This window comes from Caballeronia choica (assembly GCF_001544535.1).
GTDB classification, from domain to species: Bacteria; Pseudomonadota; Gammaproteobacteria; order Burkholderiales; family Burkholderiaceae; genus Caballeronia; species Caballeronia choica.
On the sequence record NZ_FCON02000012.1, the window covers coordinates 42,892 to 59,733 of the forward strand.

General features: G+C 61.0%; 15 protein-coding genes. 6 read left to right on the plus strand and 9 right to left on the minus strand.

The features are described from left to right. The first annotated feature begins 73 nt into the window (after positions 1–73). The 4 genes from AWB68_RS07855 to AWB68_RS07870 all read left to right on the plus strand — a co-directional run bounded on the left by AWB68_RS07855 (position 74) and on the right by AWB68_RS07870 (position 6,904). Entirely contained in the window at positions 74–1,219 is a 1,146-nt protein-coding gene (locus tag AWB68_RS07855; RefSeq protein WP_087643790.1) for a porin, read from the plus strand. A gap of 57 nt (positions 1,220–1,276) precedes the next feature. Next, positions 1,277–2,251, plus strand: a complete 975-nt coding sequence (locus AWB68_RS07860; protein ID WP_087643791.1) for a DUF1177 domain-containing protein — start codon at positions 1,277–1,279, stop codon at positions 2,249–2,251. A 416-nt stretch (positions 2,252–2,667) separates the two neighbouring features. Continuing rightward, complete coding sequence (locus AWB68_RS07865; RefSeq protein WP_087643792.1) at positions 2,668–5,412, plus strand: MGH1-like glycoside hydrolase domain-containing protein; 2,745 nt, start codon at positions 2,668–2,670, stop codon at positions 5,410–5,412. Between the two features lie 10 nt (positions 5,413–5,422). Continuing rightward, entirely contained in the window at positions 5,423–6,904 is a 1,482-nt protein-coding gene (locus tag AWB68_RS07870) for an alpha-amylase family glycosyl hydrolase (RefSeq protein ID WP_087643793.1), read from the plus strand. Positions 6,905–6,983: 79 nt separating this feature from the next. Here AWB68_RS07870 and AWB68_RS07875 read toward each other — a convergent pair whose 3' ends face one another. Further along, entirely contained in the window at positions 6,984–7,286 is a 303-nt protein-coding gene (locus AWB68_RS07875; protein WP_087643794.1) for a hypothetical protein, read from the minus strand. Between the two features lie 337 nt (positions 7,287–7,623). Here AWB68_RS07875 and AWB68_RS07880 point away from each other — a divergent pair, with 337 nt between their 5' ends. Both AWB68_RS07880 and AWB68_RS07885 read left to right on the plus strand, forming a co-directional pair. Further along, entirely contained in the window at positions 7,624–8,334 is a 711-nt protein-coding gene (locus tag AWB68_RS07880; protein WP_087643795.1) for an SDR family NAD(P)-dependent oxidoreductase, read from the plus strand. 62 nt (positions 8,335–8,396) lie between these two features. After that, positions 8,397–8,633: a tautomerase family protein gene (locus AWB68_RS07885; protein WP_087643796.1), complete on the plus strand. Its 237-nt coding sequence runs from the start codon at positions 8,397–8,399 to the stop codon at positions 8,631–8,633. 185 nt (positions 8,634–8,818) lie between these two features. On the opposite strand, the gene AWB68_RS07890 is transcribed toward AWB68_RS07885, so the two are convergent. The 8 genes from AWB68_RS07890 to AWB68_RS07925 all read right to left on the minus strand — a co-directional run bounded on the left by AWB68_RS07890 (position 8,819) and on the right by AWB68_RS07925 (position 16,786). Continuing rightward, positions 8,819–9,796 (minus strand): LysR family transcriptional regulator, encoded by a 978-nt coding sequence (locus tag AWB68_RS07890; protein ID WP_087643797.1) that lies wholly within the window; start codon positions 9,794–9,796, stop codon positions 8,819–8,821. A gap of 291 nt (positions 9,797–10,087) precedes the next feature. Then, on the minus strand, positions 10,088–11,362 hold the full coding sequence (locus tag AWB68_RS07895) for an MFS transporter (RefSeq protein ID WP_087643798.1): 1,275 nt from the start codon (positions 11,360–11,362) through the stop codon (positions 10,088–10,090). A gap of 303 nt (positions 11,363–11,665) precedes the next feature. Next, positions 11,666–12,553, minus strand: a complete 888-nt coding sequence (locus AWB68_RS07900; RefSeq protein ID WP_087643799.1) for a LysR family transcriptional regulator — start codon at positions 12,551–12,553, stop codon at positions 11,666–11,668. A 172-nt stretch (positions 12,554–12,725) separates the two neighbouring features. Next, complete coding sequence (actP, locus tag AWB68_RS07905) at positions 12,726–14,372, minus strand: cation/acetate symporter ActP (RefSeq protein ID WP_087643800.1); 1,647 nt, start codon at positions 14,370–14,372, stop codon at positions 12,726–12,728. A gap of 61 nt (positions 14,373–14,433) precedes the next feature. Beyond that, positions 14,434–14,694, minus strand: coding sequence for a DUF485 domain-containing protein (locus tag AWB68_RS07910; protein WP_087643801.1), 261 nt, complete (start codon positions 14,692–14,694; stop codon positions 14,434–14,436). 193 nt (positions 14,695–14,887) lie between these two features. Beyond that, positions 14,888–15,094, minus strand: coding sequence for a tautomerase family protein (locus AWB68_RS07915; RefSeq protein ID WP_087643802.1), 207 nt, complete (start codon positions 15,092–15,094; stop codon positions 14,888–14,890). A 19-nt stretch (positions 15,095–15,113) separates the two neighbouring features. Then, entirely contained in the window at positions 15,114–15,374 is a 261-nt protein-coding gene (locus tag AWB68_RS07920; RefSeq protein WP_374729561.1) for a tautomerase family protein, read from the minus strand. Next, complete coding sequence (locus AWB68_RS07925) at positions 15,371–16,786, minus strand: MmgE/PrpD family protein (protein WP_087643804.1); 1,416 nt, start codon at positions 16,784–16,786, stop codon at positions 15,371–15,373. The genes AWB68_RS07920 and AWB68_RS07925 overlap by 4 nt, the downstream gene beginning before the upstream one ends. Between the last annotated feature and the right edge of the window lie 56 nt (positions 16,787–16,842).

The following is a 16,842-nucleotide window of genomic DNA, read 5'->3' on the forward strand; positions in this document are numbered from 1 at the left end:
CGCACATCAACGCCCGGGCGGGAACGCACCGGCGAGGGAGGCGCTCGTCCAACAATCCCTAGTAAACCGATTCATGATCCCTTATCGCTGGCTTCCTGCATTCGCGTTCGCGCTGCCCTGTGCTGCAATGGCCCAGTCAAGCGTGACCCTCTACGGCATCATCGACGCCGCCCTCACCTACCAGACGCACGCCAATGCTGCGGGAGACAGCTTCATCGGCCTTCAGCAAGGCAACGAAGGCTTTCTTTCCGGCAGCCGCTTCGGCCTGAAGGGCACCGAGGATCTGGGCGGCGGAGCGAAGGCCGGCTTCACGCTCGAAAACGGCTTTCTCATCAACAATGGCAAGCTCGACCAGCAGGGCCAATTGTTCGGCCGGCAGGCCTTCGTGAAGATTGGCAACCAGTACGGCGATCTCGCCCTCGGGCGCCAATACACGACGGCGAACACGATCCTCTATTACGTCGACCCGCTTGGCATCGGCGCCGCGCCGTCGAACTCCTGGATGGTGTATCTCACCGGACAGCGCTACGACAACGCCGTGAGCTACACCGGCACGTTCGGCCCCGTGATGGGCATCGCGGAGTATGCGTTCGGAGGCGTTGCCGGGAGTTTTCAGGCGAGGTCGTCCACGTCGCTCGGACTCAAGTACTCGGCCGATCCGATCACGCTGGTCGGAGACGCGCAGTACACGCATGACAGCGCGAGCCGCACCGCGCGCATCTATATCGCGGGTGTCAAGGCGTCAGTCGGTTCAGCGAAACTCTTTGCGAACTATATCTACAGCCATCGCGACGCCGGATTCGACTCGTCCAATGGCGGCACCGACACGGCATCCATCACGAGCATGTCGACCGCCGCCACGCCGACGAACACCGCGGCGATCAACTCGGTGTTCGCGAGTTCGCGCCGCGACGACTTCTTCACGCTCGGCGCCAGTTACCTCGCGACACCCGCCGTCACGCTGACCGCCAGCATGATGTACGACCGCACGCGCGCGGACGCCTTCAACGGTACGCGGGCAACGGCTTACGGCGTGGCGGATTACGCGTTCAGCAAGCCCACCGACGCGTACCTCGCGCTCGCCTACGACTGGGTGCATGGCGACTGGTCCGGGCTCTTCGGCAACAGCACGACCGCCTACACGGGCGGCAGCGGCAAGCCGCTCAACGGACACGACAACCAGACCACCGTGATGGTCGGCCTGCGGCATTCGTTCTGAGCGCCTTGCACGCCAAACGCCGCGCTTCCCTTTTTCCCAAACAAGGATTGCTTCACCATGTCACTGCAACAAACACTCGTCGTATTCGAGGCGCTCGACAGCGCCACAGTCAACGGCAAGACCATCGCCAGGATGTTCGAACCGTTCAGCGATCTCGGGGTGACCGTCAGGATCGACACCGTCAACGACGAGCCGCCGGAAGATACGTCGAAGACCACCGATTTCGTGTCCATTCTCGTCCCGGGCACGCATGGCAAGACCGCCGGCGGCGAGGCGAGGACGCTTGGCGTGATTGGCCGCAATGGCGCCATCGGTGCGCGGCCGGTGCGCACGGGCATGGTATCGGACGCCGACGGCCCGCTCGGCGCGATCGCCACGGCGCTCAAGCTAGCCCAAATGAAACGCGCCGGCGACCCGCTGCGCGGCGACGTGATCATCACGACGCATATCGCCACGGACGTGTCGATGAGCTACAACGACGGCGTGCCGTTCATGGGCATGCCGGTGTCGTCGAAGACGATGAACGACTACGAGGTATCGCCGCAGATGGACGCGATCCTTTCCATCGATGCGTCCAAGGGCAACAGCATCATCAAGCAACGCGGTTTCGCCATCTCCCCGACGGCGATGCAGGGCTACATCCTGCGCGTATCGCCTTCGCTCGTCAAAGCGATGGAGTCCGCCACCGGCCGGCCCGCCGTGACGCTTCCCATCAGCCAGCAGGACATCACGCCGTACGACAACGGGCTCTACCATTTCAACAGCATCATGCAACCGCACATCGCCACGACGGCGCCGGTCGTGGGCGTCGCCATCATCGCGCAATCGGTCGTAGGCGGCAGCGATTCCAGCGCGAACCATGAGATCGATGTCGCCGAAGCGGTGCGTTTCTGCGTGGAAGTCGCGAAACGCTTCACGAGCGCATCGGCTGAAAATCCCTGCGAGTTCCATGACGCGACGGAATGGCAGCGCATCCGGAGCATGTATGGAGAGATGACGCATTTCCAGAGTCCGGGGGAGCGCGTGCGGTAGAGTCCCGCTTATTGGACCAAGGTCCAATGGCAGCGCTTCTTGCCCGGTGCTAGCCTGTGTAGACGGGCCAATTGGCCCGTCGTCCGCACATGAGCTTGCCGCTGCCCCGTTCACGCCGTCGGCGACAGGCACGACCGGAGCCCGCGATGTCGCTCCCGTGCGGCCCGGTCGTCGGGAGAATGCTGTGAATTCGCGACCCCAAGCGGATATTGCCCCGCATCCTGCTGATCATTGCGATCGTGTCGCTGCTGATGGTCGGCAGTGGTCGCAGCGTTCGACCGATCCCGCCAGCGCCGATCTCCCAGCCCCACCCTTTTGCAAGAAGCATGGCCCGAACCGCCCACGACGAGCCTCGGATGACAGCGTCCTCGTGCGTTTCGTTTAGTCGAGTTCATTCGCCGTAACGGAGGACCAACATGTGCCCTGTAATCGTCGACGTAGCGGAGCAGAAGCGCCTGAACGAAGCGCGCGAGGCCCGGATCCCGTGGAAGAAGTGGGGACCTTACCTCAGCGAGCGGCAATGGGGAACGGTGCGGGAAGACTACAGCGATAACGGCGACGCCTGGAACTACTTCACGCATGACCATTCGCGATCGCGCGCCTACCGGTGGGGCGAGGACGGGCTCGGTGGACTCAGCGACGACCAGCAACGGCTCTGCTTCGCGCTGGCACTCTGGAACGAGCGCGACGCGATCCTGAAGGAGCGTCTCTTCGGCCTGACCAACAGCGAAGGCAATCATGGCGAGGACGTGAAGGAGTATTACTTCTACCTCGACAGCACGCCCACGCACTCGTACATGAAGTATCTCTACAAGTATCCGCAGCGGGAATATCCGTACCGGGACCTGATCGAGACCAACCGCACGCGATCACGAGAGGAGATGGAGTACGAACTCCTCGACGCCGGCGTCTTCAATGAAGACCGCTATTTCGATGTGTTCGTCGAATATGCGAAGGCGGACCCGGAAGACATCCTCGTGCGCATTTCGATTCACAACCGCGGACCGGACGCGGCACGGCTGCGCGTCTTGCCGACGCTCTGGTTTCGCAACACATGGTCGATCGGCGAGGACGACCGCAAGCCTTCGCTCCACGACGCGGGACCGGGTGCCATTCGCGCCAGCCATCACGATCTGGGCGAATACTGGCTCCATTGCGACGGCGCCCCGGAATTGCTCTTCACCGAAAACGAGAGCAATGCACAGCGCCTGTGGAATCAACCCAACGCATCGCCGTATGTCAAGGACGCGTTCCACGCCTACGTCATCTCGGGACAGCGCGACGCCGTGAATCCCGCCAGGACGGGAACCAAGGCCGCGGCCCATTACGTGTGCGAGGTACCCGGCGGCGGCAGCACGACGATCCGGTTGCGCCTGACGCCATCCCGACTCGACGACGCCTTCGCCGGCTTCGAGGATACATTCAACAGCCGCCTCGCCGATGCGGACGAATTCTACGAACGCATTGCGCCCAGGTCGCTGACCGACGACCAGCGGCGGGTTCACCGTCAGGCGCTGGCCGGAATGCTGTGGGGCAAGCAGTACTACTACTTCGATCTCGAACTCTGGTTGCGCGAGCACGGGAGTCATCCGCTGCTCGAAGGCAATCGGCGCGACGTACGCAATATGGATTGGTTCCACATGCTGAACGCCGACGTGATCTCCATGCCCGACAAGTGGGAGTACCCGTGGTACGCAGCCTGGGATCTCGCCTTCCACACGATCACGCTGGCGCTGGTCGATTTCGATTTCGCGAAGGAGCAGTTGCTGCTGATGCTGCGCAGCCTGTATGTGCATCCGAGCGGCCAGATTCCCGCGTACGAATGGAACTTCAGCGACGTGAATCCGCCGGTGCATGCCGCCGCCACGCTCTGGCTCTACAGGTACGAGAAAGAACTGGGACGCGCCGACCCGCGTTTCCTCGAACGCTCGTTTCAGGGGCTGATGCTCAACTTCAACTGGTGGGTGAACCGCAAGGACCCTTTGGGTCGCAACGTCTTCGCCGGCGGCTTTCTGGGTCTCGACAACATCGGCGTGTTCGATCGCAGCGCGCAGCTTCCGACTGGCGGATCGCTGGAGCAGGCCGACGGGACCGCGTGGATGGCGTTCTACTGCCAGACCATGCTGGAGATGGCGATCAACCTGACCGAGTACGACCCGATGTACGAGGAAGTCGCCTTCAAGTTCGTCCAGCATTTCATGTGGATCTCCTACGCGATGGACCGGCGCGGCGAACATGAGGACGAGATGTGGGACGAGCAGGACGGCTTCTTCTATGACCTCCTGCGGCTTCCCGACGGCCGGACGACGCGCCTGAAAATCAGGTCGCTCGTAGGGCTATTGCCGCTGTGTGCATCGACGGTGTTCGAAGCATCGTCCCTCACGCGCCTTCCGAAGCTGACGGAACTGATCGCGCAGTTCCGCAAGCGCTACCCCGAGCTGATCAAGCACGTTGCCCCGACCGATACCGGCTTCATCGGCCACAACGACCGGCGGCTTCTGTCGATCCTCAACAAGCGCAAGCTCGAACGGGTGCTGGCTTACATGCTCGACGAGAACGAGTTCCTGGGGCCGCACGGCATCCGTTCGCTCTCCCGCTATCACCTGGACCATCCGTTCGTGATTCATGTCGGCGGACAGGAGTACAAGGTGCAGTACCTGCCGGCCGAATCGAATACGGGCATGTTCGGCGGCAATTCCAACTGGCGCGGTCCGGTGTGGATGCCGGTCAACTTGCTGATCGTCCGCGCGCTGGTGAATCTCTACAGCTTTTTCGGCGACGATTTCAAGGTCGAATGCCCGACCGGGTCCGGGCAGCACATGACGCTCTTCGAGGTGGCACAGGAGCTCGTTCGCCGCCTGACCGGCACATTCCTGCGCGATGCCGACGGCAGACGGCCGGTCTATGGCGGAACGGACAAGTTCCAGAACGATCCGCACTGGCGCGACCTGATCCTCTTTTATGAGTACTTCCACGGTGACAATGGCGCGGGCCTCGGGGCGAGTCACCAGACGGGCTGGACGGGCCTTGTCGCTCCGCTCCTCGACCTGTTCGGGCGCCTCGACGCCAAGACCGTGCTTGAAACCGAGCATGGACGCGTGATGGCGCAGGTCGTCAGGGAGCAAGTGAGCGGCGAAAAACCCGGGACGGGCGCAGACTGAGGAATCGAAAATGGCCGACGACGTGCGCTATCCGACGCTATACCAGATCAACACTCGCGTCTGGCTGACCGAGTTGTCTCGCGTGCTCGGGAGGCGCGCGACGCTCGACGACATTCCCGACGCCGAGCTGGATCGTATCGCCGGATTCGGCTTCGACTGGGTATGGTTGCTGAGCGTCTGGCAGACCGGCCCGGCGGCTCGGGCGATCTCGCGAGCACATGCAGAATGGTGTCGCGAGTTCGCCGATACACTGCCCGACCTCGCCGACGAAGACATCGCCGGCTCCGGGTTCGCCATCCAGAGCTATGCGGTCCATCGCGATCTGGGCGGTGCGGCGGCGCTCGCCCGATTGCGGCAGCGGCTGCGCCAACGCGAACTGAAGCTGATGCTCGACTTCGTGCCGAATCACATGGCGCCCGATCACGACTGGGTCGACGAGCATCCGGACTACTTTGTCCACGGCAGCGAAGCGGACCTTGCTCGCGCGCCGCGCAACTACTGCCGCGTGCAGACGAGGAATGGTCCGCTGGTGCTCGCCCACGGCCGCGATCCCTATTTCGACGGATGGCCCGACACGCTGCAACTCGACTACGGCAATCCGAACTTGCAGCAGGCGATGATCGGCGAGCTGGAGCGCATCGCCGGGCAATGCGACGGCCTGCGCTGCGACATGGCGATGCTCGTCTTGCCCGACGTGTTCGAGCGCACCTGGGGTGTCCGCGCCGATCTCTTCTGGCCGAAAGCCATCGAAGCCGTACGGCGCGAGCATCCGCACTTCCGTTTCATGGCGGAGGTGTATTGGAATCTCGAATGGACGATGCAGCAGCAGGGCTTCGACTACGCCTACGACAAGCACCTCTACGACCGCTTGCGCGATGGACACGCACAGCCGGTGCGCGAACATCTGCACGCCGAGATCGATTACCAGAACAAGCTGGCCCGCTTCCTGGAAAACCACGATGAACCACGAAGCGCGGCGACCTTCGATTCCCCCAGACACCAGGCCGCCGCCATCATTGCGTTTCTCTCGCCCGGCCTGCGCTTCTTTCACCAGGGGCAGTTCGAAGGGCGCAGGAAACGCATCTCGCCGCATCTCGTCCGGGCGCCGCAGGAGGCTGTCGACGAAGGGATGCAAGGCTTCTACGAGAAGCTGATGGCGGTACTGCGTCAGCCGGTCTTTCGCGACGGCACATGGAGCTTGCTCGAACGAGAGCCTGCATGGGAGGGTAACTGGACCTCGGATTGTTTCATTGCGTGGTCGTGGCAGCGCGATGTCGACGAACGGCGGATCGTTGTCGTCAACTACGCCGGCAACCAGAGCCAGTGCTACGTCCGGATTCCGTTTGCCGACCTGTCCGGCCGCATCGTACGGCTCACGGACATGATGAGGCCGGCGAGTTTCGACCGCGATGGCGGTGAACTGGTGTCGCGCGGTCTTTACGTCGATCTGCCGGCGTGGGGCTACCACGTGTTCGAGGTGAGCGCGTCGTGAAGCCATGCCATGCTTGTGCGATTTCGGCACTGATCGCAGCGCCGAACCCTTCGGCACGCTCAGCGCTCATCGCGCGTTGCTAACACACCGGCCCGGCTTTCGCGATCGACGGAAGTTGAGCGAGTATCCCGGCGCCCGGACACACTTTTTTCCGCTGCTTGTCATAGGAGAGCCAGCGGTGACAGGACAGCCCATGCGAGGCGACGGTCTCGAGCTGCGAGTCGGACACCGAAGCGCCGGCAGCCGTGCACACGTTCCGGGTGAGTCCGTCCCATGGGGTCTCGTTGCAGAGATGCCCGGTCGCGAGCCTGCGCGGCACAAAGAAGGTGGTGCAGACCCACTCGAAAAGGTCCTTGGTGGACGTGAGTTGCGCAAGCGTCATTGGCGCCGAGCCGTCGTTATCGATCTCGCATCGCCATCCGGTCGACAGCAGTCGTCTTTAAGCAAGACGAGGTCGCGCGCGAATTTTTAAACGCTGGCGACGTGCGCTCAATCATCGCCTTGCGATTCATCGAGCCAGCCGCTGCGCCTTGCCTGTGGCCCCTCTGGCGCCACGGAATCATGCGGCCGCGCGCAACGGCCGACATTTGTTCCCGGCACTCAATACTGTTTGTCCGCGGCGGGTGTACGCAACAACCCTCAATGAGCCTAGATTTGCACCCATCGGCGCCGTTGGCCCGATCGGCAACCAAGCCAATCAACTCGTTCGAGGTTACATCATGAGCAACGCACAAAAGGTCGTAGTTATCACGGGCGCATCGCAAGGCATCGGCGCTGAACTGGTGAAGGCATTTCGCGAACGCGACTATCGCGTCGTGGCGACGGCCCGTTCGATCCAGCCGTCGAAGGATCCGAACGTCCTGAACGTCGCAGGCGACATCGGCGACCGCGAAGTCGCCAAGCGGGTCATCTCCGAGGGCATCGCACGCTTCGGCCGCATCGACACGCTGGTCAACAACGCCGGCATCTTCATCGCCAAGCCCTTCACCCAGTACACGGCTGAAGACTACGCAGCGATTCTCAACGTCAACCTGAATGGCTTCTTCCACGTCACGCAGTTGGCGATCGCTGAAATGGAAAAGCAATCGAGCGGACACGTCGTGCAGATCACGACGAGCCTCGTCGATCACGCGGTCAGTGGCGTGCCGTCGGTGCTCGCGTCGCTCACGAAGGGCGGCCTGAGCTCCGCGACCAAGTCGCTTGCAATCGAATACGCGAAGGCCGGGATTCGTGCCAATGCCGTCTCGCCCGGCATCATCAAGTCGCCGATGCACGCGCCGGAAACGCACGCTGCGCTCGGCGCGCTGCATCCGGTCGGTCACATGGGCGAAATGAGCGACATCGTCAACGCCGTGCTGTATCTTGATTCGGCGCCGTTCGTCACGGGCGAGATCCTGCACGTCGACGGCGGCCAAAGCGCCGGTCATTAAGCAGATCGTCGGGCGCCGCCATTGGCGCCCCTTTCCCGCTCACCAAGCCCGAGGACACCGATATGCCTATCGTCACCATCCAGGTTACCCGTGAAGGCAACACGCCCGGCACCAGCGCCGTCACGGCCGATGAAAAGGCCCGCCTCATCAAAGGGGCCAGCGAATTGCTACGCGAGGTGCTGAACAAGCCGCTGGAAGCGACGTTCGTCGTGATACAGGAAGTGGAGACGGAAAACTGGGGATGGGGCGGACTTCCCGTCGAAGCATACCGTCGACAGAAGGCGCTTAAACCGGGTTGAGCGCAGTAGCGCAGGCGGGGTCATCGGTTCGCCTGGGTGACCTTGCCATACCCGAGAATGCGGCCGTGCGTGAACATCAAGCAATTCTTGAACCCATTTAGTCGGATGACGCTGCGCCATTGCGCAGCGTCTTTTTTTGTCCGAAGGCAGTTTTCTTTGGTGCTTGGCACCTGCCTCTCTCGCGCCTAAACCGCCGCCAACACCAGCGTCTTGTGCTGGACCAGACGAGGCGCAACGATCCCCGCATCCGCTTCGCGCGCTGAACCGTCTGCCCGGAAGAACTCGGTACAGAAATCGACGAACGTCCGGAATCGCACCGGCAACAATTCACGGTGCGAATAGAACAGGCAGACCTCGACGCCGCTATCGGACGTCGAGCAATCCGGCAGTACCTTGATCAGATGGCCCATCGCGATGTCTTCGCGAACCATGGCTTCCGGGAGCGCTGCGATTCCGGTACCTGTCAGCGCCGCGGCACGCAGGAGCACCTCGTTGCCATCCATCGACGACATCGGCAACACGCTGACACGCCGCCCGTTATCGAGCAACTCGATGAAGTTCGTCCCCTTCTGCCGCGCCTGGCTGTCGAGCAACAGAAAGTGCCCTGCGAGATCGGCGGCCTGTTTCGGCGTGCCGTTCGTCTTCAGGTACCCGGGTGACGCCACCATCACCCTCGACGACTTCGACAGCGTCCGCCGAATCACCGCCGATTGCTCGACCAGATGGGGCGGCAGGATCGCCATGTCGAAGTGTCCGTCATAGAGATTCACCGCGCCTTCCTGAACGGACACCATCAAATTGACGTTCGGCGCGATCGCATGATAGCTGGACACCAAGCGCGAGAACGTCTCGCTGACCAGCATCGGATGCACGACAAGGCGCAGCCTGCCGCTGTCCACTTCACGCTCCCGAGCAATCCGGCGATTGGCTTCGTCCAGTTCTTCAAGCAGGCGACAGCAGCTCAGGTAGTAAGGCTGCGCGGCTTCCGTCAGTGTGACTGAACGGGTCGTGCGATATAGCACGCGCGTCTGGATGCTCGCTTCGAGCTTCGCGATGGCTTTGGAGATCGAACCAGTCGTCACGCCGAGCGACGCTGCCGCTTTGCTAAAACTTCGATGCTGCGTCGCTGCAACGAATGCCCTCAGCATATAGAGCTGATCCATGAGCTACCTCGCATGATGTTGGGTAAGCGCAGATTTTCGCGACGCTTCCACGGTCGATGGTCTGACGTGCTGACGAGACTCAGGAACTGCTCTACGGCGTAACCACATCCGAATGTTGTCTCATCGCGTAGCAAGTAGCTTAGCAACGTTTCATACGGACGCGCGCGCGGTTTGTTTTGATAGGGATATCGCGCGGACAGATAGGAAGGTAGTGCTACCGTCGCATCTTGTGTGACGGGAGGAAAACCGCTGAAGTGTTCTTCGTTCTATCGGATACTTGGGTGCTGCCGTTCACACCAGATCCCCGGCGACCTGCCGTTCCCTGGCCCACCGATCGAGAATCGCACAGCCGATCAACACGCCGCCCGTCACAAAGAACACCCACCGCATGCCGAAATGCACGCCAATTGCACCACCGAGCAATGGGCCAATGACCTGCCCCGCATACTGCGCCGACTGAAGATAACCCAGCATCTTTCCGGAGCTGCTTTCCTGGACAGACTGACGAACGAGCTTCGCGATCGACGGCAGCAACCCGGCCAGCGTCATGCCCATCAAGCCGCGCAATACCGCCAGTTGCCACCATTCCGTCACGAACGCCTGCGGGATCATGACGATGCCCGTCGCCACGAGGCACCCGATGATCACGTTCCATCCACCGATGCGGTCCGCAAGCGCGCCAAGCCGTGCCGCCATCAACATGCTGCCGAACGCGGAACAGGCCATTACGATGCCCGCGACCGTCGCCAACCGGTCATGCACGACACCGAGTTGCCCGATATAGACCGTGATGATCGGCTCGATCGACATATTGGCCAGCAACACCATCATCGCAGTCACCAGCAAGGCCGCGAGCGTCGCATGGTTTTGCCGCTGTGCGGGCGCGTCCGCCCTGGTCGTCCCGGCTTCGCGCTTCGGCGGCTTGCTGAAGTCCTCGCGGACCAGGGTGACCGTCAGGACCGCAGCGACCGCAATCATTCCGCCCGCAGCAAAGAACGCACCGCGAATGCCGATCAGGTTGGGTAACAGGCCGCCAATCAGCGGACCGACCAGGTTGCCTGCAAGCACGCCTGTCGAGAGCACTCCGAGCGCCCAGCCTGAACGCTCAGGCGGCGCCTGGGTGCCGATCATCACGATCGATGCCGATGCGTAGCCGCCCACCAGCCCCGCAGCGAAACGCAGCGCGACGAGTTCGTACACGTTGTGTGCAAGACCGATGGTCGACATCACCACGGCCATTCCGACCGCCGCCCGGATCAACATCGGCTTGCGGCCGAAGCGGTCCGCCAGTTGGCCCCAGAGCGGCGCGGTCAGCGCGGTGCCAAGGAACGTTACACCGAACGCGACGCCCGACCACTGCACGACGGCCGACGTCGACGTGACGCCCAGTTGCTGAACGTACAGAGGAAGGAACGGCAGCAGCATGCTCAGGCTGACCAGCGTGGTAAAGGACCCGAACACGCAGACGATAAGATTTCTGCGCCAGTACTGTTCGTTGCGAGTGGCGTATGTGGCTCGCTCGACTGTGGGGAGTGGAGGCCGAAGTGCGTTAGCGGAATCATCCATGGCAATGAGTACCTGCGTGTCTATTCGATGCCTCCGAGTATAAATCGTTAGGATGTCGAGATTATCGTGAGTTTGTTCGCGCTACGGCAAAAGTGTTTTGACCGCCGCATCATCATCGCTAAAGGGCGTGACAGGCGACCCGCAAGCCGCGTCGGATACACGGTGTAAAGACAGATTTGCGCTGGCGGAACGTGTGCCGACTGTCTCTCGGCAAGCAGGGCGATCAGGCTATTTCCGGTCAAATAAAAAGGGGCGTCTGTTGCAACGCCCCTCTCCCTTCTGCCTAGATGGATGATGCCAAGCCTAAGCGGCCACCATCAGCGGACCAAATTCCGAACGTGCCACTTCGATGAAGACCCGCATCGCGCTCGATACGTAGGCGTCGTTCCTGCGAATGAACAGCGTCTCGACGTGTGCTCTTTCGGGCGCGACCGCATGGATGCCAACGAGGTCCTGAGCAGCGGCATTCGCAACGACGCCTCGCGGCAGCAACGTCACGCCGATACCCGCCGCGACGCACGCAATGATTGCGTCCATCGAACCGAACTCAAGCGGCGTCTTCACCATGATGCCCATGTCCGACAGCAACGCTTCAAGCCGCTGACGGTATGAACAACCAAGACGGAACACGATCGTCTTGAGGTCCTGAACCGACCTGAGTTGTTCGAGCGAACGCATCGTGCGTGGCGTCACGAGCACCAGCTCCTCCTGGAATATCGTTTCGCTGTGTAGATCGGGATGGTCGAGCGGCCCGGCAATGAATGCACCGTCGAGACGGCACTCGGCGACGTCCGACGTGAGGCTGCAACTCGTCCCCGTCGTCAGGGAGAGCCTGACCTGTGGGTACAGGCTTGCGAAATTGCTCAGGATCGGCGACAAGCGAAGCGCAGCGGTGGTTTCGAGCGTGCCGAGGACGAGGGGGCCGTTGGGCGGCCCGTCGTCTAAAGCCGCGAGCCTGGCGTCCGAGACGAGCTTCGCAATGCGCGCAGCGTACGGAAGCATCCGCTGACCCGCAGGCGTAAGGCTGACTCCACGCACATGACGCTGGAACAACGCGACGCCCACTTCCCGCTCGAGCGAGCGTATCCGCGCAGTGACGTTCGACTGGACCGTGTGCAGTTCCGTCGCCGCCCGATTCATACTGCCGTGCCGGGCAACGGCTTCAAACACCTTGAGGTCGGCAACGTCCATGCTTTGCACCTCCATCAAGTGAACGTAAACCGCGCAAAGCCAGCGTCACTCAACATGCTCGCGATGCGCCATATGTGACATCCATCCTACACCAAAGCCCTATTCGGCATGGTTCCAAACGATACTGACCGCCGCTTCGCGCGCGTACAAGGCACGCTTGCGAGTCGACCCGTCAACTGCCGACAGGCCCCACGTATCGCTCGCCCTCCACCGGCGCGTGCGTTCTCGCGCGATCGGTCTCTGCCTGCTTGCTTCGGTCCAGACACGACACAGCCCAGCATGTCACGAAGGCCAGCGGCATCGTGACGATCGTCGGCGGGTCGATCGAAAACAGCGCGCTGGCGTGGCCCAACACATGGACCCATACCGCGGGGCCGATCACTGTCAGCACCACGGCAGAGATCAGGCCGACGGTACCGCCAATCACCGCGCCCATCGTCGTCAGCCGCTTCCAGTACAACGCCAGCAGCAAGACCGGGAACGTCGAACTGCACGCGACCGAGAACGTCAATCCAATCATGTAGGCGACGTTCATCGTCTGGAACGCAATGCCCAGTCCGACAGCGACGACGCCAAGCACGAGTGTCGATATCCGCGATACTCTGACTTCGCTTTTCTCGTCGACACGACCCTTGCGGAACACGCAGGCGTACAGGTCATGCGACACCGCCGACGAACCTGCCAGCGTCAATCCCGATACGACCGCGAGAATCGTGGCGAACGCGACCGCCGAGATAAAGCCCAGCAACGCGTCGCCACCCACCGCTTTCGCCAGATGGATCGCCACCATATTCCCGCCGCCGAGAGGCTTGCCCGCCGCGTCGAGGAATGCCGGATTCGACGCCACGAGCGCAATCGATCCAAACCCGATGATGAAGACCAGCGCAAAGAAGATGTTCATGAAGACGCTTGCCCAGAACACCGAACTGCGTGCAGCGCGGGCGTCGGGAACGGTGAAGAATCGCATCAGGATGTGCGGCAGGCCGGATGTGCCGAACATCAGCGCAAGACCCAGCGAAAAGCCTGATATTGGGTCTTTCACGAGAAATTGCGGACTGAGGATGGTCGAGCCCTTCGGATGGATGCTCACCGCGCGCCGCAGCAACTCGGAGAAACTGAAGCCGAAGGCCTGCAAGATAAGAAAGCTCATTATCAGGCCGCCAAGCAGCAACAGCGTCGCCTTGACGATCTGCACCCAGGTCGTCGCAACCATTCCGCCGAACGCGACATACAGCATCATCAGAACGCCGACGAGGAACTCCGCATAGACGTAATCGAGGCCGAACAGCAGCTTGATCAATTGTCCCGCGCCAACCATCTGTGCAATCAGATAGAGCGACACGATGCATAGAGAAGCGCACGCCGAAAACAGCCGAATCGGCTTTTCTCCGAGCCTTGCCGACACTGCATCGGCGAAGGTGTACTTGCCAAGCTTGCGCAACCGGGTGGCAAGGAGAAAAACGACAATCGGCATGCCAGTCGCATAACCTACCGCGTACACGAGCCCGTCAAAGCCGCTGCTATAAACCAGCGCCGTCAGCCCGAGAAATGCGCCAGCGGACATGAAGTCACCGGCAATCGCCAGGCCATTCTGAAGGCCGGTTATTTCACCGCCGGCCGCATAAAAGTCGTGTGCCGAATGAGTGCGTCGCGCAGCCCACCAGGTAATACAGAGGGTGGCGAGAACGAAGACGAGAAAGAATGAAATTGCCATGGGATTGATTTTTCCCACAGCGCCGCCCGAGGCAAAGCACGGGTTGCTGAAGACGAACGCCGCCACGGCGAGTGCACATGGCGCGCCACTCCGAATGAGCTTCATAGTAGATAAACCCGGAAAGAAAACGTTGAACTGATACCTGAGAACAAGCGACGCAGCCGCGCTACGCCTCGTTCCTGTTCTCGGCCAGGACGTACATCCCGGTCAGCAGAACGCTAACGACCAGAATTACCAGACCATACCCAAATGCAACGGTAATCGCCGATCCATTGGAAATGGGAGCGCCCAACATTGCCGGCGAAATAATGGCCAATGAGATAAAACCAAAAAACACGACTATTTCAATGAAAGTCAGTAACAACGCGAGTCCGACTTTCTCGCGACCGGTATCAGCGCGAGTCTCCAAACCTTGTACTCCGTTCATCGCTTTACCCTGCCAGGATAGTGGATTGCAGACATCCGGCCTGTTGATATTTGGTTTGATGTGGCCGGACGAAACGGAACGACTTTTCTACGGGAGGCGGCAGCGCGCCAAGTATTGCAGCCGAGGACAATGGCTCGAATGCCGAATGAATCCGCCAACGGCGCTGGCTATCCAGTCCCGCGAAGAAACGCGATCAAGCCGCGCTTTTCTTCTTGAAATCCTCACCGTTGATACGGCTCGAAATGCTGATGTTTTCGGCCGGGTGTTCATGAAGAATCACGTTGATGATCTTCGGATCCGAACCGATCGAGTCATGGGTGACCTGAATGATGTCGCGGATCAGTTGAGTGCGTCGCGCTTGCGTCAATCCCGCCTTGATATGGCATTCGATGAAGGGCACAGTTGTCTCCAGAGTATCGTTATTTGAGGCGGCTGATCAGGTCTTTGTCGTTGGCGGCGCCTTCCACATATTCCGGAAGATGCTCACCATGTTCGACAAAGTTGATGCCACGTCCTTCGCGGATCACGAAGAAAATGTCGTCCCTGGTTTCACCGGTTGCTTCGCTGACAACGCGCAACAAGCCGGCCGCAAGCTGCCGCTTTTGCTCGTCCGTTCTACCAAATCGCATGTCACAAGAAATGAGGGCCATTGTGTCTCTCCTGAGGGCCTGTATCGTTATTGAATTCCCGGGTGTTTGGCCGGGAACGTTGCTACTGGACTGACCTTGGTCATGAGTTGCATCAACTCAGCCACCGAGTGTTCTTCCAATGTCGAAACCAGATCAATGATCCGGGCACGAAGCGCTTCGTCGGCATATTGCTCGCTCAGCCAATTGAATTTTTCGACGGTGCGTTCCCAGGTCAAGGGATTGTCGAGGCCGCCCTCGAAGCCCACGTGTGCTTCGGAAAACTCGCGGCCATCCTTGCAACGGATCGTCACGCGCGTATTCAGCGCTTGCGGATATTGCGCCGTAAATGCCGGATCGGGACGCACACTCACTTTCTTCAGGAGCGCCTGTGCGTCCGCCGCCTGAATCCGCTCGGTTTCCAGTTGCCTCGGGCCGACCTGATCGTCGAGCAGTGCGGCGGCAATCAGATATTTGAGGTTGTAGTCCGCCTGCTCTTTGGTTTGCGGGCGATCCTTGGGACCGAAGCCGCCGCCGCCCGCGATATCGAATCCCGTCTGGAAGATGTCGCATATCACTTCTTCGACGTCTGCACTTTTGACGTTGTTCGCGCGCTTCAAAGCCAGCGTGACTTCCAGCACCGGCTGGCCATGAATCAGCGAGCAATACTTCTTCATCACGGTCTGGAAGATGACTTCGAGCCGCGGGTCTTCCCAGTCGACGTCGATCGGCTGATCGAACATCCGGACCAGGCCGTTCGGGCCTTCAAACAGGCGAAGCGGACCAGTAAATCCACGCTTCGCCAGCGAGGCCGAATACACCGCGCGCATACCGGTAATGCCCGGCGAAAAGCCTTTCCATTGCGAGACCGGTTCGGAGTGGACACACGTGAGCGAGATGTTGTCGACCGTTGCAATCGCGATCGCATGAGCGATCTGCTCGGCGTTCAATCCAAACAGCTTGCCGGACCCCGCCGCCGCCGATATGGCCAGTTGAATCGCGTGATTGAAGCCCTTCGACATCACCGGCACGATCGCGGTGATTCGACTCTGGATCTCATATGCGACCGCCAGCGCGAGCATGAACTCATCGCCGCTTGCCGACGCGTGTTCGGCTGCCGCCAGGATCGCGCCAAAGTTATCGCTCGGATGACACAGGCCGCCGGGAGACATATAACTGTCGAGCAAGTCAACGTAGCGGACGAGGCCGGAGTTATAGAGCGCAGCCTGATCGGGGGACGTCGTGCCTCCGCCGATCAGCGAGCACGAGCCGCCGCCCGAACCCCGGTATTCGTCGAACTGCTCGCGCAGCGCCTTGAACGGCGCGCCGGGTAGCGCTGCAATCGCGCACCCGAGACTATCGAGGATATTGCGCTTGAACAGCGTGCGAGCCTCCGGCGTGAGATGGCTCGGATTCGCGTTCGAAGCGAATGTTCCGATGCGTTGAACAGTAGTGAGGTCAGTCATTTTCGGCAATCGTCTCTTAAGGAATGGCGCATCGCGACGAGCATCGGGCTGATGTT